We start from the raw sequence: 18,909 nt of genomic DNA, 5'->3' as shown, positions 1-18,909 counted from the left end.
TGAACGAAATATCTACTAATTAAAGGTATATTCAGTATATACATTCTTTTCTTATTTTAATTGAAAAATAAAATTTGTGCGAATAATTATTCTACAGCTATATACCTACACTAGCTTTCTTCGTATAATGGAGAAGTATGAATTTTAGATTTGTATTAATTTTACATATTGAGGTGAAAAAGGAATGAATTCGCGGCTAATGGAACTTATTGATGTGAGTACAATAGAAACCATGGCAGAACAATTTTATAAATTAACTAACATATCACATCAACTTCTTGATGCTGAAAAAGAGTGTATTTTTTCATTCGGAATGAATGAGATAATTAAGAGTAAACTTCCAAAGATTGAAATCCCCATTTTCTTATACAATCAACATTTAGGATCTTTTGTTGTATGGTCCAAAAAAAGCGAAATTTTCAGTTGTCAAAAATACTTTGAAATGCTCTCAAGTTTAATTTTAGATGGCGCAATAAAAGTAATTCAAAGTAAAAAAACAACGTTGCTTTCTCAGAAAGAGGAGGAACTACATACGATTTTACAAAACATGCCTGTTATGGTCGATGCGCTTGATTATAATGGAGATTTTGTTTTGTGGAACCGAGAATGTGAAATTGTAACAGGTTATACCGCTGAAGAAATAATTGGAAATCCAAATGCACTTCAATTATTATATCCTGATCATAGTTATCGCCAGCAAATACAAAAGAAATTTTTAACTTGTGGAAAAAATTTCAGAGATTGGGAAATGCACTTAACATGTAAAAATGGTGAAATCAAAACAATAATGTGGTCTAATATATCAGAACAGTTTCCTGTAACAGGATATAGTTATTGGGCTGTTGGTGTAGATATTACACATTTAAAAGCGATAGAAGAGCAGTTAAAACAACAAACATCTGAACTGGAATTAATATTTAAAGCTTTACCAGATTTATGTTTCTTAACAGAAGATGATGGCACAATTATAGATTACAAAGCAGGATCTCCTACAAAGTTTTACGTACCCGCAGAAGCTTTTATGGGAAAAAAGTTTTACGAAGTATTACCATCTTCAGTAGCACAGCAGTTTCAGGAAGCCATTAATCAAGTGAAGAAAAAAGGAACGAATGTAATTGTAGAATATCCACTCACACTTAATGGAAGTATTGATTTCTTTGAAGCTAGGTGCTTACCATTATTACATGATAAAATTATGATTATTGTACGTGACATTACAGAGCGAAAAAAGACAGAAGAATTGCTAAACAAATCAGATACGCTTGCAGCAATTGGTCAATTAGCAGCTGGGGTAGCTCATGAAGTAAGAAATCCCTTAACTGTAATTAAAGGTTTTATACAGTTATTCCAAATTAATAAAGAAGATCAAGAAAGATATTTTGATCTTATGCTTTCTGAAATTGAAAGGATAGAAGCGATCCTGCAAGAATTTTTGTCAATTGCTAAAACAGATGAGATAAATACAGAAAAGAAAAATATTTATCAAATTTTTAAAAATGTCGTATCGTTAATGAATACAAAAGCAATTATGACAAATATTCAAGTTGAACTATTTACGGATGACAAAGATATAATTATTGAATGCTCGGAAAATCAATTGAAACAAGTATTTATTAATATTTTGCAAAATTCAATCGAAGCTATGCCAAATGGTGGGGAAATTTCAATTCACATAAAAGAAATAAATGATGATGGTGTCATCATTCATGTAATAGATGAAGGAATAGGAATACCTGAAGAAAGAATTAAGAGATTAGGTGAACCTTTTTATAGTACGAAAGAAAAAGGGACTGGTATTGGATTAATGTTAAGTTATAAAATTATTGAAAGTCATCAAGGGACAATTAGTATCATGAGCGAGAGGTTGGTGTCGGGACAACAGTAACAATTTACTTACCGAAAGTACAAAGTAAACAATCTTTTTCTAATTGTGACGATAAATGTATAGCAATACGCACTAGTAGTAATTCTTAAATCAATTAATACCCAATAACAAAGCGATTAGTGAAAGCTAATCTTTTTGTTATTGGGTATTTTTTATATTTAATTTAGTAAACTTTATCTTTTCTTTACATTTGTTTTAATTTCTATTAAGTTTTAAACATTATATTAACATTTGTACAAAGCAATGTATAAAAATTGTACATTACTTTTAATATAGAAAAGTGATTATTATTTGGAATATTGTAAGGAGGAGATTATGACAAGGTGAAAAAACAAGAGAAGAAGAGTGGTAGAGTAGTACCTCTCCGGTTAAATATTTTATTCCTTTGTGTTTTTTTATTATTTTCTGGCATCATTATTCAGTTAGGAAAAGTGCAAATCTTTGATGGAGAAACATATAAAAATGAAGTAGAGAAGAGAGAAAATACAACCGTGGGCCTTTCTGTACCACGTGGGAAAATATTTGATCGTGAAGGAAATCCAGTAGTTGATAATAAATCTTTACGTACGATTACATATACAAAGGTGAAAGGTGTAAAACAAGAAGAAATATTAAAATCAGCAAGACAACTTGCAGACATTATTGAAATGCCGCAAGAAGATATAGATAAGTTAACTGAGACTGATAAGAAAGACTTTTGGATGCAATTAAATCCAGAACTTACTCAAGACTTAGTATCAAAAAAAGAAATAGATAAGTTCCGAGATAAGGATATTACCGGAAAAGAGCTAGACAAAAAAATAGAAGATTTAAAAAGGAAGCGCGTTACAGATAAAAATCTTCAAGAACTAACGGCTAAAGATATAGAAGTGTTAGCTATTAAAAGTAAAATGACCTCAGGTTTTCAGATGGCACCTCAAATTATTAAAAAGGACGTTAGTGAACAGGAATATGCGGTGATTAGTGAAAATTTAGCGAAACTTCCAGGGGTAGACGCATCAGTTGATTGGGAGAGAATCTATGTAAATGATGGTCTATTTCGTTCCGTTCTTGGTAACGTTTCAAATGCTGATGAAGGATTGCCACGTGAAAGATTAGATTATTATTTAGTGCGTGATTATAGCCGAAATGATAGGGTCGGCAAAAGTTATATCGAACAGCAATACGAAGATGTACTTCATGGTACGAAAAAAGAAGTAAGAAGCATTGCTGATAAACAAGGCAATACAATGAGAACGGAAACGGTTTCGGAAGGAAAAAGCGGTAAAAATTTAACTTTAACCATAGATATGGAATTGCAAAAAAAAGTAGAGGAGAGTATAGAAAAAATATTAAAACAATATAAAGGATCAGAATCAATGTTAGACCGTGCTTTCGTAGTGATGATGAATCCTAAAAATGGCCAAGTATTATCAATGGCTGGGAAAAGGCTTGTAGAAAAAGATGGGAAAATGGAAGTAGAAGATTATGCTTTAGGCACGCTGACAAGTTCATATGAGCTTGGATCAACGGTTAAAGGTGCGACAGTGTTAACAGGGTTTGAAACAAATGCAATAACTCCTGGAACACATTTTTATGATGCACCTATGAAGTTTAAAGGAACTAAGGAAAAGAAGTCTTGGAAAAATTTTGGTGATATAGACGATCTAAGAGCGTTACAAGTTTCTTCAAACGTTTATATGTTTAATATAGCATTAAAAATTGCTGGTGTGGATTATGTGAAAAATAGTTCACTAGATATTAAACAAGAATATTTTGATAAAATGAGATATTATTTCAGGCAATTTGGACTAGGCGTACAAACTGGTATTGATTTACCGAATGAAACTGCAGGACAAATTGGAAGAAAAGATAATCAGCCTGGTTTCTTATTAGATTATTCTATTGGACAATATGATACATATACACCACTTCAGCTTGCACAATATATTTCGACTATCGCAAATGGAGGGTATCGAATGAAACCACAAATTGTTCAAGAGATTAGAGAACAAACCGTTCAAAAAGATGAGGTTGGTAAAGTAGTACAATCAATAGAACCCGTTGTTTTAAATAGAATCGATATGAAACAAGAATATATTAATCAAGTAAAAGAAGGATTTAGAAAAGTATTTCAAGAAGGAGATGGAACGGGAGTAAGAGCGTTCCAAAAAGCACCATATAAACCAGCTGGTAAAACAGGGACCGCACAAACTGTATATGGTGGAGAAAATGAAATTGGGCGAAATGCGAAAGGCGATCGTAGAGAATGTTATAACTTAACATTAGCTGGATATGCGCCATATGATGATCCAGAAGTAGCATTTTCTGTTGTAGTACCGTGGGTTGAAAATGATAAATCGGGCATTAACTCCGATATTGGAAAAGAAGTTTTAGATGCTTATTTTGATTTGAAAAATAAGCGATTAACTGGTGAAGCGCCAAAAACAGATGCCTCTAAAGAGAATTAAAATGGACGAAACGTCTCTAGCATTCATGTGAACTAGAGGCGTTTTTATCTGGGAATAGATTAGAAATGAGGTATATATGAAGCCGTTTATTCTAAAATATTGGAGGAACATATGTAGCTACATCTTAATTATAATAGGGGTTATTTTTATTAATAAGTCATTTTTATTTTGTATGGTAGAAGGAATTTCGATGCAACCTACTTTGAATGAAAAAGATTATATACTTGTTAATAAGGTAAACGTCTGTTTATCGTCTTTTCATCATGGAGATGTTGTCATTATAAAAAAAGAAGACGAGCCTACTTACTATGTGAAACGAATTATTGGATTATCGGGGGATAACATACAACTAAAAGAGGATGAGGTATTTATTAACGGTAAAAAGCGTGATGAATCGTATATACATTTAGATATGTCACAAGTATCCAATCGTTTTTCAAATTTGAGAGAAATAAAAGTTCCTACGCATAAATTATTTGTGTTAGGGGATAATCGTAATCATAGTAAAGATAGTAGGAATACACTTGGACTTATTGATGAGTCAAATATAATAGGTAAAGTAGAAATGGTATTTTATCCATTTGATCATATAAAATGGATAAAATAATTCTATTAACTATTCACGTTTTATAAAATAAATCATATATTGATAGCATAGGACAAGCAGAGAAGCTTGTTCTAACCTCACAGAACACTCCTTATCACGGTTAGGCATCTACATAGGTAGATGCCTTTTTTATGTTGATGACTGAAAATTATTTATCAACATAATGTAGCAAGCATTTTAGGACTATTAGGGGACGATTACATGTACAAATAACAGTATGCTTTAATTAAAACAGTGAAATGTAAGGAGTGAGGAATAAGTGCTAAATATTTTAGTAGTTAATTTTCCAGCAGAGGGACATGTAAACCCTACATTAAATTTAGTGAAAGCCTTTACTGAACGAGGGGATAACGTACATTATATTACAACTGCAAACTTTAAAGATAGGATTGAAGATTTAGGAGCTACTGTACATACACATCCGGATCTATTAAAGGAGATTTCTATTGATGCTGAAACCTCATCTGGGTTAAATGCTTTCTTTCATGTGCATGTTCAAACTTCTTTATATATATTAGAAATTACGAAACAATTAAGTGAAAGCATAAATTTTGATTTCGTAATTTATGATATATTTGGTGCGGGAGAGTTAGTAAAGGAGTATTTACAAGTTCCAGGTGTAGTGTCCTCGCCTATATTTTTAATTCCTTCAGAGTTTTTGAAGACATTACCTTTTCATTCAAATGCAGATATACCATTCCAACCAGAGGAGATCTCTGAAAAATTACTAAACCAGATGGAACATGAATTTGGAGTAAAACCAAAGAATAATCTTCAATTTATGAATAATAAGGGTGATGTTTGTCTCGTATACACAAGTCGTTATTTCCAACCTAATAGCGAATCGTTCGGAGAAAATAACATTTTTATTGGACCGAGTATTTCAAAGCGTAAAACAAATATAAAGTTTCCACTGGAATCACTTAAAGAGAAGAAAGTTATTTATATTTCAATGGGAACACTGCTTGAAGGACTCGAACCATTCTTTAATACTTGTATTGATACTTTTTCAGATTTTGATGGGATAGTTGTAATGGCAATTGGTGATAGAAATGATATTTCTAAAATTAAGAAAGCACCAGATAATTTTATAATTGCTCCATACGTACCTCAATCAGAAATATTAAATGAAGCGGATGTTTTTATTACACATGGCGGCATGAATAGCGTACACGATGCCATTCATTATAATGTCCCATTTGTAATAATACCGCATGATAAAGATCAGCCTATGATAGCGCAAAGATTAACTGAACTGGAAGCAGCGCGTAGACTATTGAAAGAACATGTTAATGTGCACACTTTAAAAGAGGCTGTAACAGATGTTCTTTCAAACGAAAAGTATAAGCATGGTATACGAAAACTTAATGATAGCTTTTTAGAATGTGGTGGTTCAAAAGAAGTAATTGCAGTTATTGAATCTCTTTTAAATAAAGTGAAACTTTAATCGTTGGGGGTTTTACTGCCCGTAAATAGCGGGGGAAATAGTCGTAACTATATACAAGCATAGAGGTTCGTACCTTTATGCTTGTATATTCTTATCCAGCAAATTGCACAGCAGTATTTGCATGTAAAAAAGCAGTATCAAAAACGGGAACAGTAAGATCATTTTGGGAGATGAGTAAAGGTATTTCAGTACAGCCTAATAGTATACCTTCAGCGCCGTTTTGAATTAATGACTTTGTAATTTGTAATAGCTTTTCTTTAGATGCTTCTGAAATGATCCCTTTACTTAATTCATCTAATATGACATGATGGATAACTGTTCTTTCCTCTTCATTTGGGATAATTGTCTCAATGTTATATTTCGCTAATCGTGATTTATAGAAATCTTGCTCCATCGTTTGTTTTGTTCCTAATAGTCCGATACGTTTTATATTTTGTTTTACCATTTCTTTAGCACTTACATCGCCAATGTGAAGAAGCGGGATAGAGATTGCTTGTTCTACTTCTTCGGCAAATAGATGTACAGTATTTGAACACATTAATAAACAGTCAGCCCCAGATTTTTCAACCTTCTTTGCAACCGTGACTAGTTCATTTTTTACTTCTTCATATTGATGGTTTTGTAATAAAGTAGTTACTTCTCCAAAGTCCATACTATATAAAACTAGCTTCGCATTTTGATCGTATTGAGAGAGTGTAAGTGTATTAATATGTTTATAGTATAATGATGTAGATTCCCAACTTAATCCCCCAATTAAACCAATAACTTTCATAATGCATTCCTCCCGAAACGATTTTGAATTTATTATTTCATAATTCCGATAAGAATACAATGATTTAAATGTACTATTTAACGAAAAATAAAAATAGTTAGAAAAGTATTGAAATTTATGCTTTTTAGTGCCATAATACGAATTACAAATTAATACTTATCCAGAGAGGTGGAGGGAACGGCCCTAAGAAACCTCAGCAACCCCTATGCAATTTTATAGGAAGGTGCTAATTCCGCAGAGGACACGATGTGTTTTTTGAAAGATAAGAGGATTCTTGAACGTGAAAGAAAATGACCTCTTATGTAAGAGGTCATTTTTTTGTTGTATAGAAAGGAAGTGTCGATGCATAATTCATTTTTAAAATAAATATAGAATAATAAAAGTTGACCAATATGAGAGGGGAATTGTAATGAATAAATTATCAACAAAGTTAGTAGTAGCAATCGGGATTGGAGCAGCCTTATACGGGATATTAGGACTTTGGGGATTTTCTATTGCACCGAATACATTTATTAAACCAGCATTAGCTATATTAACTGTTTTTGGAGCATTATTTGGTCCAGTGGCAGGACTCTTAATCGGACTTATCGGTCATACCGTAACAGATACGATTGCTGGCTGGGGGATTTGGTGGGGCTGGGTTATTAGTTCAGGGATTATTGGTTTTTCAATGGGTCTTATTCAAAAAAGAGTTGGTTTTAGTGTGAAAAACGGGTCATTTAACAAGGGAGATATTTCTTATTTAGCAATTACTGGGTTAGTTGGTATTGTCATTGCTATTATATTTGCTGGGGCATTCGATATTATTGTGATGGGAGAACCATTTGACAAAATTGTTATACAAGTATTAGGAGCAACAATTTCCGATGTTATCGTATTCTTAGTTCTTGGATTGCCACTTACAATTGGCTTGGCGAAATCCAATAAGAAACATGCACATTTAAAAATTGAAAAGTAGGGATGTTAACATGCAACCAATTATTTCGTTTGAACAATTCACCTTTCAATACGGGCATGCTGCGCAGCCTACTTTAAGTGATATTACCTTTCATATATACCCTGGGGAAAAAGTGCTAATTGCTGGACGAAGTGGTTCAGGAAAGTCGACATTAGCTCATTGTATCAATGGGCTAATTCCATTTTCTTATGAAGGGATTAGTACAGGTAACGTATTAATTGCCGGTAAAGACCCGAGGGAAGGCAGTATTTTTGAACAGAGTAAACATGTGGGAACAATTTTGCAAGATCAAGATGCTCAATTTATTGGTATGACAGTAGAAGAAGATGTAGCTTTTTATTTAGAAAATGAATGTGTAAATCAAGAGGATATGAAAAAGATTGTTTCGGACTCATTAAGAAAGGTGAAGATGCATACGTTTCATAAACAAAGTCCACATGAATTATCAGGAGGTCAAAAACAAACAGTTTCTCTTGCTGGTTTATTAACAACAAATGCGGATATATTATTGTTCGATGAACCGTTAGCGAACTTAGATCCGCTAAGCGCCTTACATACGATAGAACTTATGAAAGATATACATGAGCAATATAATAAAACGATTGTTATTATCGAACATAGAATAGAAGAAATTTTAAAGCTGGATTTAGACAAAGTTATATTAATTGATGAAGGTAAAGTCATTGCAATAGGAACACCAAAAGAAATCTTAGCGTCAAATATATTACCATGTATTGGCTTAAGAGAGCCTATTTACATCGAAGCATTAAAGAGATTACATTTTGATAGTAATAATGACGTAATATATCCAATGGAAAACCTTCAAAAGGAAAAGGTAAGCAACGTTATAAGAGAGTGGATGGAGAAACAAGTCATATTAAAAGGTAATACTAAAAACAAGGAATTACTTAAAGTGGAGAATTTATCATTTTCATACCCTAATAAACAAAAAGTATTAGAAAATGTAAACCTTTCAATATATGAAGGAGAAATTGTGGCACTGTTGGGACATAATGGAGCAGGGAAATCAACATTAGCTCATAGTCTTATAGGCATAAACAAAATGAAAAATGGGGAAATCTTGTTAGAGGGTGAAGATATTAGTTCTTGGTCTATTCGTAAACGTGGGGAAACCATATCTTACGTGATGCAAAATCCAAATCATATGATTACACAGCCCACTGTTTTTGAAGAAGTTTCATTTACATTAAAATTAAATAATTTTTCTAAGGAAGAAATTAAGAATAGAGTAGAAGAAACTTTAAAAATTTGTGGTTTATATCCATTTCGTAATTGGCCAATTCAAGCGCTAAGCTATGGGCAAAAAAAGAGAGTAACAATCGCATCTGTATTAACAATAGATCCCAAGCTTATCATATTAGATGAACCGACAGCGGGACAAGATTATTATCATTATAAACAATTTATGTCGTTTATTAAAAAACTAGCTAAAAAGGGAATCTCATTTGTTTTTATCACTCACGATATGAATCTCGCACTAGAATATGCAGACCGTGCAGTAGTTCTACATGAAGGGAAAATTATTGCGGATGATACAGTGTCTAATGTATTTGGTGATCAAGAAACCTTACAAAGAGCCAACTTAAGAGAGAGTTCTTTAACCAAGCTTGTTAAATTTAGTGGGATTGTATGTCCAGAAAAATTTATGGAGCTTTATTTAGACAGTAATAGGAGGGAGGAAGGTGCATAGTACATATTTTCATCGTATGGATGGGGTAGTAAAATTGTTTTTATTTATTTTTTGTATGACGATTACTTTTTTGTTTTTTGATTTTAGGTTGTTGCTAATTTTATTTATTATTGGGTGTATTGGAATCGGAATTGCTAAAATTCCATTTCGTAAAATTTTAATTGTTTTTAGTGTCATATTTACATTTAGTTTATTAAACTCTGTCATGATTTTATTTATTACACCCACTCATGGATCTGAATTAACTGAATCATATACCTCGTTTTTACATATTGGATATGCAACAATTACATATGAAACATTATTTTATGCAGCTACACTTTCATTAAAGTATTTTACGTTATTACCATTTACACTTCTTTTTATTTACACGACAGATTCAAGTGAATTTGTAAGTAGTTTAAGTAAATTTGGTATTCATTATAAGATTACATATGCAATAAATATTGCACTGCGTTATATTCCTGACATCCAGTCTGAGTATAAAATTATTAAACACGCGCAAGAAGCGAGAGGAGTGGCTTTTGAAAAAGGAGAAGCAAGTTTATGGGTTCGTATGAAGAACCGTGTTTTAATTTTCTGGCCACTAATCATTCATTCTCTAGAAAGAATAGATACGGTTTCAAATGCAATGGATTTAAGAGGATTTGGAAAGAAGGATAAACGTACATGGTTTTATACAAGTAAGGCGAAACGTGAAGATTTCATCGCTTTATTTGCCGGTGTTTTCATATTCATTGTTGCCGTATATTTAAAATTAAACGTATTTCAAAACTTTTGGTATCCATTTTAAAGCACTCTTTAAACGAGTGCTTTTACTTATTTTTATGTAGACATGCTCAAAAAAGGGATATACACATAATGTATAATACGAACCAGTTAAAATGATCAACTACCTATTAGTTTTCAAACCAAAAGGAGGAGAAAATATGAGTTACGGTGGTTCTTGTGGTTTTGGTGGAGGTTTCGCTTTATTAGTTGTGTTATTCATTCTATTAATAATTGTAGGATGCAGCTGCTGGGGCGGAGGATACTAATTTTTAATTAGTCTTCACAAATGTAAACTAAAAAACATTGAAGATACTTATGTATCGAAACAAATAAAAAAGGAGCGACTATGCTCCTTTTTTATTTGTTTTAATGCGTATTCTTACTATATTTTGGGAACGTAATCGTTAAAGTCGTTCCTTTACTAACGATACTTCGGATTTTTAAACTTCCATACATCGTCTCAATAATCTTAACGGCAACCATCGTACCTAAACCGGTGCCTTTCGTTTTTGTACTAAAATACGGTTCACCGAATCGATGTATTTGCTCCTGTGACATTCCAACTCCACTATCTTCAATTCGTATTTCAACTTTACTATTATTGATAGATGAGGAAATATTTAAGGTACCACCATTAGGCATTGCTTCAATACTGTTTTTTATTAAGTTTAAAAAACATTGTTGAAAGTGTTGTTTATTACCAACAATGGTTGCCTCAGAAAAATCCTGTGTAATATGTATCGTATTCATATTACACAATGGCAATATCATATTAATAACTCGATTTAACTCTTGTTTTACTGAAATTTGATCTAATTTTTCTGGAGAAGGTTTGGCAAACGTTAAGTAATCATCGATAATTTCTTGGGCACGATTTAACTCTTCAAGTATATGTTTAATATATTCGTCTCTTGATTCAGGAGTTAAATTTGGTGTTTTTAAAAGCTGTGTAAATCCTTTTACAACCGTTAAAGGATTCCTTACTTCGTGCGATATACTTGCAGCGAGTTGGCTAACAATCTCCATTTTTTCCATTTTAATTAATTTTGAGCGCATTAATACAGCATCTTTAATAACTTCATTTATATAAACAATAAATAACATTAAAGTAGTCGGTAATACCATGAAATAAATAATATACAAATTATTCACTTCAAAATCTGATAAAGTTAATACAATTACAGTTGTAAATATTGCTAGGAAAAAGGTTAAAAACATGGAAAAAGCTACTTTAAGCTTTCTATTATATGTATTAAATTTTGAAGATGCGAGTGCTGTAACGATGAACATTATTCCGTAAACAACGACTGTTAGCATATTAAAGCCATAAAATATAAATCTTGTAATTAATAAAATTGTAAACAATATGATACCGACAGGGAATCCACCATAAAGCGTACCTATTATGACCGGAATTTGTCTTAAATCATGAATACAACTTTCATCCATATAGATAGGGTATCGCATACATAAAATAAGCGGGATACTAGAACAAAGGGTAATCAGTAATATTTTGTATTTTTTCAAATAATGCCTGCTATCATATATGAAATAAAAAACAAATATACTACATAAAATGTATAGAAGGTTATTTAATACGTTTTGGTTAATATAAACAAAGTCCATAATATTTGCCTCGTTATTCTGAATTTACTTAACATATGTATTATACATGATAACATGTGTTAGGATGTATAAACCTTGTTCATACAAGATTTATTTAGCTTTTTTTATAAAATGCAAACATTAGCTATTCAAAGATACTTTTACCAAAACTTTTTACTGCTTCTTTCTGCATGTTCGGTAAAACATGGTGGGTTATGTTGCTACTATAAGAAACGTAGGTATTCTTTTCTAAACTCATCCTTTTAATTTCTAGCCACTGAACGAGATAGTCTTTTAAAGTAAGCTTAGACGGTTCCACAAAAGTCCCTTCATTTAAATCCGTAATCTTTTTCGCCACATTTTTTACTGCTTCTTTTTTGTCTTATAACCAGAAAAACACTAAGTACTTATTTCCTCTTTTTCGAATATGTCCTTTCACTTAAAACACTCCTTCATTTTGTTTTGAATTATATTGTATAAGTCTAGTTGTAATGTTGCTACTTTGAAAATTGCATAGTTGGACATATGAGCGATGGATATATTTTACCATATATGAATAAATTCAGTTATAGGATATGATATGTAAGTTACTGCTAATTTTATATTTACAATATACTGAAAATTAAGTAATGAAAAAAATGGAAATATAAAATAATGCAAGGGGGAAAGAAAATGAAAAAGGTTTTTGTAGTGTTTTTTGTACTAGCATTCGCATTTATGTCTATCAATTCTTCAAAAGTTATGGCTTACGGAAATCATAAAGCGGATCTTTATACAAGCGGCGGATCTCAATTATTGAATTATGTTGGATCTAAACAACCTTTATATAATGATCCTGGTAACCCAAATGTAGTAGGTTATGTTGCTTATCAACCTGTTAAAGTAAAACAAGCATGGTATTTAATTAATACATTGTTAGGACAAAAATGGATAGGTTATAACCTTTAAAAAGCACTCATAATGAGTGCTTTTTTATTTATATATAAGTCTAGTTATAATTTTGGTGCTATGAAAATTACATATTTGGACATATGAGTGATGGATATATTTTATCATATTTAGATTGTTATTAAGGAATAAAAAAAGAGCCATAGGGCCTCTTTTTTTGCTGTATTCATGGAAATAAAATTAAAAGCGTTATTTTATTATAAAAAAATAGGTGACTCAACAATTGTGCTAGCCGAGTCACCTAGTACTATCGAACCAAATAATGTACTTTTTCTATATGTAGTTATGGGGAGTTCTTAGAGGCTAGCCCAATAGACAGTTAAGGGACAAATAAAATCATTTTAGAGAGTTTTACATTTTGTTATGTTAATGCTACAACAGCAAGAGTTAAGCCCAACGTATTTAATGTATTAGAATATGGTCCTACATTAACAGTAAGAGTACTTGTTATACCTGGAGGTGTAGTGAAAATTGCGGGTGCTGATACAGAAGTGAATCCGGCTGTATATCCTAGAGAAGTACCTGAGCCAATGATAGGATTATTATTCAGATACATAGTTATACCTGCCGAATTACCTCCTGGTTGAATAATAACTTGCACTTCATAGATTGCCAAATAGGTTCTTCCACCTTCAAGTAAAACAGTTGTTGGTGGTGTGAATGAGATTGCCGTACCATTAGAATTTACCACGGTATCTAGTGGAATCGCAGAGTTTACAGAAACTATTGATGGGGTAGTTTGAACAACATTTAAACTGTTAGCCGTGGGAGATGGACAAGAACAAGGTTTGTGAATGTTAGAGTTGTTATCATTTTGGTAATTCACAAATAATCAAGCTCCTTTGCGTAAGATAATTTTTTATCTTATATAAAACGTAGCCTTTTTGTATCTAAGTTATTTTTAATAAGTTTTTAAAGATAAGTCGAATATTGTTGGTCAGTCGACTTTTGAAATTATTTGAAACTCTGGGATTTTAAAGTGCGTTTGATAAATATATATGAAAAATTTTTTAAGGACATTACTGTAAGTTAGGAAACATAATAAAAAACGGTAAAATGAGGGGAGTAAAAGGAAAAGGAAAAGGAAAAGGAAAAGGAAAAGGAAAAGAACCCTTTATATAAAGGGTTTTTCTGGTGATTTAATATATCAATTACATTCGTGGTAATATTCATCACATGAATCGTTATTATCGTTACAGTATATACAAAATGTTTTTTGAACAAATAAACTAACTACACTAGTAGAACCTTCCTGCTTTGTAAGAGTAAGACTTTGAAAATCTTCAACTTGAAATATTTTTGTTTGAACAGGTTGTAATGTAGTAGTAATTGGTACGCTAGATCTTCTTGTTAGAATAGTTACTTGAACGGGTGCACTCATACCGACAACGAATAACTGAATTAATGTTTTATTATGATTGTTTGTAAAATCCTCAAATACAGTTTGTGGAGCGGTGGTTTCAAGGAAAACTGACACAGGTATATTTCCATTTGCATTTTCTGCAGAACCAGCTATCGTATGAGTTTCAATAAAACAGTTATTTTTTTGATTGTTGGAATGTGATTGGTTTTTATAATATTTTTTACCATCTTTATAAAAGTAATCAGCCATATGAATTTAAAGCTCCCTTCTTTTGGATATCTATATAGTCTATTTAATAAAGTGAAGTAGTGCTTGTACAACATAATAAAATCCGCTCTCGTAATTATCTAAAAATGTTATTTGGAAATTAAAGAGCGCCATTCAAGGCGCTCTCGGATAAACATTAATATTGAAAAAGAATACCACATTATATTTTATGCATGTTCTTAATAAATGTGTAGTTTTTTAGCAAAATCCTTATTTGAAAACAAGAAGCCCTAGAGTTAGGGCTCTAAGGCTTCTTATTTTGGTATTCTCACATGGTTTTTCAAAAAGAATAGAACATATTGAAGATAACATGTGAATGTTTCATAAATGTATCAAAAAAGTGAACAAAATTGCTAGTGGAGAAGAAGCAGAAATGAAGTTTCTAATACGTAAGTACGTGAAAGGTATTATTTCCGGTGAATAAAATGCGCATGGGACACCTAATCATTATTTTATCGGGGGAAAAGAATATGTTATGAACTTGGTTGAATGAAAAAATGAAAATTTTACTTTTAGAGTGAAACTAAACAAAAACGCTATTTTATTAGAAAAGGAGAATGAAAATGGAGGTCCAGTTAATTCACGAACAAACATATAAAAGTCAGTATGATTTAGAAAGTGCAGTAGAAAAATTCTACGATAGTCTCCGAGAAGAATTCGGAATGGTTGAGGACGAGGATATCAAGCAATTTGACCATATAAGCAGAGTATTTGAAGCGACGGCCGTAATGGAGAATGGTTTGAAATTGAAGGTAGAAATATTCTTTGCGGATGATGCAGACGAAGATGAATCATGGGTTTGTAAAGCTTATCAAGTAGCTTAATAAAAACTTCATTTGAAAGGAAAGTGATCAGGGTGGAAGTTCAATATGATGCGCAGGGCCGAATGAAGTATCATCCTGATTACGATCCGAATCATAAGAAGCCGTATACAACGAAAGAATTAGCCTACATATGTAAGTATTATGGATTCGGAAAGGTGAAGGGAATTGCTTTAGCATTAGGAAGAACGGAATTAACGATAAGGCAGCTAGTAAATACTCTCCGGAAGAATGGAATGTTTGAAAAATATAAAACTATGGGTGAGTAATTACAATAAAAATTTCATTTTATAGAAATAAAAACCCTAGTTTCCTAGGGTAATGGTATAACTGCCAAATATATTTTATTCGTTTATATCGTAACTTAATATTACGTTAAATACATCAGGTAAATGAAACCAATTGTAGAAAATAAGAGCAGTTAGCAAAAGCTAACTGCTCATCTCCAAGGGGGAACAAGGAGAAAATCTAATGTCATATATAGTATTGACGTAATATTTAGTTTTATTCGTGAAGAATTACATTTAACTTAATGCATAACCAATGATTAAAGTTAGTGTTAAAAACACTGATAATAACAATGTTAGCAGAACTGTTACTATGCTTCTAAGCATTGCTATCCAATTACCTGCTTTAGAGAATCCTTTAATACCAGCAAAAAATTTATATTATGCTTCATAGGTTGCTCCTTTGTTATCAAAATATTTCTATTAAATTTTAATGGAAAATATAAGAAAAAGATAGTGGTTATAAATTGGAATGAATTTTTTAACAAAATAATCCTTTTGTTTAAAGAAAAATAAGCTACCAAGTTACATTTATTAGAAATATTTTCTAAGGTATTCTTAAGAAGATGGGAATAGAAAGAATATCTTCGAGAGGAAAGGGATTAATTTATGTTAGGAAATTGGTTGGGTAAATTAAAAGAACCTAAATGTATACATAGATATAAACTTATTAATAGTCATGACAATGAAGATTTTAAAACTGGTAAGATGGGGATAGTTAGTTATTTCAAATGTGAAAAGTGTGGGAAAGAGAAGGAAATCAGCAAATATACTAATGATGTTAATAGTGACTATTGGGATATTTAAAACAACATTCGAATATCGTCCAGCTAGAAAACTAGAGGACACCAATTCATTAAAGCAGCAATTAAGGCTGTTTTACGAATGGGTGTCCTTTTTATTTTGAAAAGGGAGATGGGGTAATGGAGGGGTTAAAAAATCAGTTACATGAATGGAAAAAGAAATCCAAGCAAGAAAAGAAGAAAAAACCAAAAGAGAAATTAAGTACTCGTGAAATTGAGGATTTAATGGGGATGCATAGACCTTGTTATGAACGAAGACGTGGAGCAATAAGACAAAAATAATCTAAAAATAAAAAGGAGCGGTCTTATATGACTAAACAATTATCTTTCTTACCAAAAATTGATAGAACAGCGAAACAAGAGGAATTAGAAGGCGTGTTGGAAAGTGTACGTATACATAGGAAATGTGAAAATTAGAAACAGATTCTTTCTTCTAGTAGAAATTGAAGTGGAAGTTGGAAATGTAGCCATAGAGGAATTTGTTTTTATTCGAATATCTGAGCAAGAAGCTAGAACATTGTTAGTAGGGGGTATTCAACGTTGTACTATTTCTAATTGTATTCCTAGGTCTCATGATGATTTAGAAGTAGAATTCATTTGTGTTTTAATCGTGGGTGGGGAAGCATTTGCGGTTTTTGATGTAGAAGACGATGTTGATGAAGCTGTACTTGTTCCAATTTCATTAAGAGAAGCCGAGCGTTTAATCTGTAGAGGAGCAAGACGATGTAAAGTTATTAATAGATAAGAGTAAGCCTTTTTATGTTGTATATGTTGAAGATCTTTTAAATGAAAATACCCTAAATCACGGATACATAAATCATTTGGTGCTACAGTTGGAATACACAGAGAACCATAGGTTCGATTATGTTGTTTCCCTGGACCTGTATGGATATATAGGAATTGTCCGCTTAATAGGTCATATTCAAGTTGAATTTTCATCCCAGCAGTATGGCTACATCCTCCAGCCCAGGATAAATGGTTGAAAATATATCTGGAAGCTGAAATGCAGTGGAATCTAAAATGCGAATACGCTTGAAAACAGAGGTGTATGGAGAAGAAAGTGGTATAGATGAAGTTAATTTGTTATTTAGAAGGTTAGTCAATATATGTTGCAAAAACTGAACGGCTGATTTATTAAACCTTTGATTCAGTCCTTCCTGACTGATGAGTACTTCTGTGGATGATTCTAAACAGCTAGATAACTGAGCTAAAGAGGTTGTAGCGATATTTTGACTCATCCATATACATAAAGCGACTAAATCTTTTGCTTGGTATTTACTGGTTCGTTGCACGAAACCAACATCTCTAGCAAGATCCCGTAAGGTATTTGGAGATAAAAAACTTTGAATCTCTTGAGCAAATAGTTGTAATTCATCAGATACAGAAATAGACATACAAAAACGCCATCCTTTCCTATGATTCTACAAAAAGAATAGCGTATTTTTTCATTTTAGGGGAGATTTTGTTGAATTAGCTTGATAGCGATTAGTGGTACCCCTTATAGGATAATAGAAGTTTTGCATTTTCAATTTTTTTACACTCTATTAACAAGGCAGTTATAGCATCCTGGTTTAGCGTTAAGAATATGAATATATTCTACTTCTTTATTATCAAAAATTTCATCTATATTTTCTCTTAAATTTACACCTTCTGTAACCCTTGCTTCTACAATCATTGAGTCAGCATTGTAGCCGCGTACAGATAGATACCTATGATGTAACATATGCGGAATTTCATTTACATCTAGCTTAGCAGTAGTTGCTCCCTTTCGTATAAATATAGGACCACTTGCTTTATAAGGCGAATTAACACTATGATATTGGTAATTCAGTAAAATTACCTCTTCTCCTACCTCTGCATCCTTCAAACTTACCCTGCAAGGATATCCAGGATTTTTATTTGCTATTATTTTGACTGCCCCGATATTTTTTAATACTTCTTCATTCATTAGAAATAGGTTATTAAACTCCTTCTCTTGTAACGCAACGATTTGAAAGTTATTTCTCATATTCTATCCCTCCTTAATTAGTTGTTATAAAGCAATTCACTAATGATGCTACCACTAAAGTTCATAAAACTTGTTCAATAATGCTGCCCGTTTGTTGAGGATTGAATTAAAAAGCCTACAATTCTATAACAGAGAAAAAATTGCTTATTATTGTTCAATACAAAGTTGTTTACTTTTAATCAATCAGTAATGATTTATCGAAAAAT

At 31.8% G+C, this 18,909-nt stretch carries 18 protein-coding genes, 5 pseudogenes and 1 riboswitch; of the genes and pseudogenes, 15 read left to right on the top strand and 8 right to left on the bottom strand.

Annotated features, from left to right (window positions below; translation table 11 throughout):
• Positions 1-184: 184 nt before the first annotated feature.
• The 4 genes and pseudogenes from N2V92_RS21725 to N2V92_RS21710 all read left to right on the top strand — a co-directional run bounded on the left by N2V92_RS21725 (position 185) and on the right by N2V92_RS21710 (position 6,389).
• Positions 185-1,974, top strand: a pseudogene (locus N2V92_RS21725) (ATP-binding protein).
• 234 nt (positions 1,975-2,208) lie between these two features.
• Complete coding sequence (locus tag N2V92_RS21720) at positions 2,209-4,335, top strand: peptidoglycan D,D-transpeptidase FtsI family protein (RefSeq protein ID WP_000743784.1); 2,127 nt, start codon at positions 2,209-2,211, stop codon at positions 4,333-4,335.
• A 76-nt stretch (positions 4,336-4,411) separates the two neighbouring features.
• Positions 4,412-4,942, top strand: coding sequence for a signal peptidase I (gene lepB / locus N2V92_RS21715; protein ID WP_002162782.1), 531 nt, complete (start codon positions 4,412-4,414; stop codon positions 4,940-4,942).
• Positions 4,943-5,201: 259 nt separating this feature from the next.
• Positions 5,202-6,389, top strand: a complete 1,188-nt coding sequence (locus N2V92_RS21710; protein WP_000932152.1) for a macrolide family glycosyltransferase — start codon at positions 5,202-5,204, stop codon at positions 6,387-6,389.
• A gap of 91 nt (positions 6,390-6,480) precedes the next feature.
• Here the strand turns inward: N2V92_RS21710 and N2V92_RS21705 are convergent, their stop codons facing one another.
• On the bottom strand, positions 6,481-7,161 hold the full coding sequence (locus tag N2V92_RS21705) for an aspartate/glutamate racemase family protein (RefSeq protein ID WP_000864388.1): 681 nt from the start codon (positions 7,159-7,161) through the stop codon (positions 6,481-6,483).
• Between the two features lie 153 nt (positions 7,162-7,314).
• Positions 7,315-7,430, top strand: a riboswitch (SAM riboswitch).
• Between the two features lie 140 nt (positions 7,431-7,570).
• On the opposite strand from N2V92_RS21705, the gene N2V92_RS21700 reads away from it, so the two are divergent.
• The 4 genes from N2V92_RS21700 to N2V92_RS21685 all read left to right on the top strand — a co-directional run bounded on the left by N2V92_RS21700 (position 7,571) and on the right by N2V92_RS21685 (position 10,867).
• Complete coding sequence (locus N2V92_RS21700; protein ID WP_001038209.1) at positions 7,571-8,119, top strand: ECF-type riboflavin transporter substrate-binding protein; 549 nt, start codon at positions 7,571-7,573, stop codon at positions 8,117-8,119.
• A gap of 10 nt (positions 8,120-8,129) precedes the next feature.
• Positions 8,130-9,830, top strand: a complete 1,701-nt coding sequence (locus tag N2V92_RS21695; RefSeq protein ID WP_016077598.1) for an ABC transporter ATP-binding protein — start codon at positions 8,130-8,132, stop codon at positions 9,828-9,830.
• Positions 9,823-10,623, top strand: a complete 801-nt coding sequence (locus N2V92_RS21690) for an energy-coupling factor transporter transmembrane component T family protein (protein WP_016077597.1) — start codon at positions 9,823-9,825, stop codon at positions 10,621-10,623. Before N2V92_RS21695 ends, N2V92_RS21690 begins: the two co-directional genes overlap by 8 nt.
• Before the next feature lie 136 nt (positions 10,624-10,759).
• Positions 10,760-10,867, top strand: coding sequence for a YjcZ family sporulation protein (locus N2V92_RS21685; RefSeq protein ID WP_000120182.1), 108 nt, complete (start codon positions 10,760-10,762; stop codon positions 10,865-10,867).
• Positions 10,868-10,967: 100 nt separating this feature from the next.
• Here the strand turns inward: N2V92_RS21685 and N2V92_RS21680 are convergent, their stop codons facing one another.
• Both N2V92_RS21680 and N2V92_RS21675 read right to left on the bottom strand, forming a co-directional pair.
• Positions 10,968-12,227 (bottom strand): sensor histidine kinase, encoded by a 1,260-nt coding sequence (locus N2V92_RS21680; protein WP_000348332.1) that lies wholly within the window; start codon positions 12,225-12,227, stop codon positions 10,968-10,970.
• Between the two features lie 169 nt (positions 12,228-12,396).
• Positions 12,397-12,645, bottom strand: a pseudogene (locus N2V92_RS21675) (site-specific integrase); the annotation flags it as partial.
• Between the two features lie 233 nt (positions 12,646-12,878).
• On the opposite strand from N2V92_RS21675, the gene N2V92_RS21670 reads away from it, so the two are divergent.
• Positions 12,879-13,154 (top strand): hypothetical protein, encoded by a 276-nt coding sequence (locus N2V92_RS21670; protein WP_000755350.1) that lies wholly within the window; start codon positions 12,879-12,881, stop codon positions 13,152-13,154.
• A gap of 361 nt (positions 13,155-13,515) precedes the next feature.
• Here N2V92_RS21670 and N2V92_RS21665 read toward each other — a convergent pair whose 3' ends face one another.
• The gene (locus N2V92_RS21665) at positions 13,516-13,980 is read right to left on the bottom strand and encodes a hypothetical protein (RefSeq protein ID WP_001109242.1); all 465 of its coding nucleotides are present in this window, start codon (positions 13,978-13,980) and stop codon (positions 13,516-13,518) included.
• 280 nt (positions 13,981-14,260) lie between these two features.
• Between N2V92_RS21665 and N2V92_RS30070 the strand changes: the two are divergent.
• Positions 14,261-14,320 (top strand): annotated as a pseudogene (locus N2V92_RS30070) (hypothetical protein); the annotation flags it as partial.
• Here N2V92_RS30070 and N2V92_RS21660 read toward each other — a convergent pair.
• Positions 14,302-14,766: a hypothetical protein gene (locus N2V92_RS21660; protein ID WP_000796390.1), complete on the bottom strand. Its 465-nt coding sequence runs from the start codon at positions 14,764-14,766 to the stop codon at positions 14,302-14,304. The pseudogene N2V92_RS30070 and the gene N2V92_RS21660 sit on opposite strands and share 19 nt — an antisense overlap.
• Positions 14,767-15,347: 581 nt before the next feature.
• Here N2V92_RS21660 and N2V92_RS21655 point away from each other — a divergent pair.
• Positions 15,348-15,608, top strand: a complete 261-nt coding sequence (locus tag N2V92_RS21655) for a hypothetical protein (protein WP_000453679.1) — start codon at positions 15,348-15,350, stop codon at positions 15,606-15,608.
• A 32-nt stretch (positions 15,609-15,640) separates the two neighbouring features.
• A complete protein-coding gene (locus N2V92_RS21650; protein WP_000453747.1) occupies positions 15,641-15,874 on the top strand; it encodes a hypothetical protein in 234 nt (77 codons plus the stop codon).
• Between the two features lie 255 nt (positions 15,875-16,129).
• Here the strand turns inward: N2V92_RS21650 and N2V92_RS30065 are convergent.
• A pseudogene (locus tag N2V92_RS30065) lies at positions 16,130-16,416 on the bottom strand (hypothetical protein).
• 85 nt (positions 16,417-16,501) lie between these two features.
• Here N2V92_RS30065 and N2V92_RS21645 point away from each other — a divergent pair.
• From N2V92_RS21645 to N2V92_RS21635, 3 genes are all read left to right on the top strand, one after another.
• Positions 16,502-16,699 carry a hypothetical protein gene (locus tag N2V92_RS21645; RefSeq protein ID WP_000901426.1) on the top strand — a complete coding sequence of 66 codons (198 nt, stop codon included), beginning with the start codon at positions 16,502-16,504 and terminating at the stop codon, positions 16,697-16,699.
• A gap of 116 nt (positions 16,700-16,815) precedes the next feature.
• A complete protein-coding gene (locus tag N2V92_RS21640) occupies positions 16,816-16,977 on the top strand; it encodes a hypothetical protein (RefSeq protein WP_002082702.1) in 162 nt (53 codons plus the stop codon).
• Positions 16,978-17,080: 103 nt separating this feature from the next.
• On the top strand, positions 17,081-17,440 hold the full coding sequence (locus N2V92_RS21635) for a hypothetical protein (RefSeq protein WP_016077596.1): 360 nt from the start codon (positions 17,081-17,083) through the stop codon (positions 17,438-17,440).
• Between the two features lie 2 nt (positions 17,441-17,442).
• Here N2V92_RS21635 and N2V92_RS21630 read toward each other — a convergent pair.
• Both N2V92_RS21630 and N2V92_RS21625 read right to left on the bottom strand, forming a co-directional pair.
• Positions 17,443-18,089, bottom strand: a pseudogene (locus N2V92_RS21630) (IS4 family transposase); the annotation flags it as partial.
• Between the two features lie 140 nt (positions 18,090-18,229).
• Entirely contained in the window at positions 18,230-18,703 is a 474-nt protein-coding gene (locus N2V92_RS21625; protein ID WP_001245408.1) for a DUF1203 domain-containing protein, read from the bottom strand.
• Positions 18,704-18,909 lie beyond the last annotated feature (206 nt).

The organism is Bacillus sp. CH_48, assembly GCF_038008465.1.
GTDB lineage: Bacteria > Bacillota > Bacilli > Bacillales > Bacillaceae_G > Bacillus_A > Bacillus_A thuringiensis_S.
The sequence above is the reverse complement of the archived record's forward strand: the minus strand, read 5'-3'. Positions and strand labels throughout refer to the sequence as shown.

Excerpts from the sequence above, each read along its gene's own strand:
- lepB (WP_002162782.1), top strand. The coding sequence starts at position 4,412 with ATGAAGCCGTTTATTCTAAAATATTGGAGGAACATATGTAGCTACATC.
- N2V92_RS21705 (WP_000864388.1), bottom strand. The coding sequence starts at position 7,161 with ATGAAAGTTATTGGTTTAATTGGGGGATTAAGTTGGGAATCTACATCA.
- N2V92_RS21700 (WP_001038209.1), top strand. The coding sequence starts at position 7,571 with ATGAATAAATTATCAACAAAGTTAGTAGTAGCAATCGGGATTGGAGCA.
- N2V92_RS21695 (WP_016077598.1), top strand. The coding sequence starts at position 8,130 with ATGCAACCAATTATTTCGTTTGAACAATTCACCTTTCAATACGGGCAT.
- N2V92_RS21685 (WP_000120182.1), top strand. The coding sequence starts at position 10,760 with ATGAGTTACGGTGGTTCTTGTGGTTTTGGTGGAGGTTTCGCTTTATTA.
- N2V92_RS21680 (WP_000348332.1), bottom strand. The coding sequence starts at position 12,227 with ATGGACTTTGTTTATATTAACCAAAACGTATTAAATAACCTTCTATAC.
- N2V92_RS21670 (WP_000755350.1), top strand. The coding sequence starts at position 12,879 with ATGAAAAAGGTTTTTGTAGTGTTTTTTGTACTAGCATTCGCATTTATG.
- N2V92_RS21660 (WP_000796390.1), bottom strand. The coding sequence starts at position 14,766 with ATGGCTGATTACTTTTATAAAGATGGTAAAAAATATTATAAAAACCAA.
- N2V92_RS21655 (WP_000453679.1), top strand. The coding sequence starts at position 15,348 with ATGGAGGTCCAGTTAATTCACGAACAAACATATAAAAGTCAGTATGAT.
- N2V92_RS21645 (WP_000901426.1), top strand. The coding sequence starts at position 16,502 with ATGTTAGGAAATTGGTTGGGTAAATTAAAAGAACCTAAATGTATACAT.
- N2V92_RS21640 (WP_002082702.1), top strand. The coding sequence starts at position 16,816 with ATGGAGGGGTTAAAAAATCAGTTACATGAATGGAAAAAGAAATCCAAG.
- N2V92_RS21625 (WP_001245408.1), bottom strand. The coding sequence starts at position 18,703 with ATGAGAAATAACTTTCAAATCGTTGCGTTACAAGAGAAGGAGTTTAAT.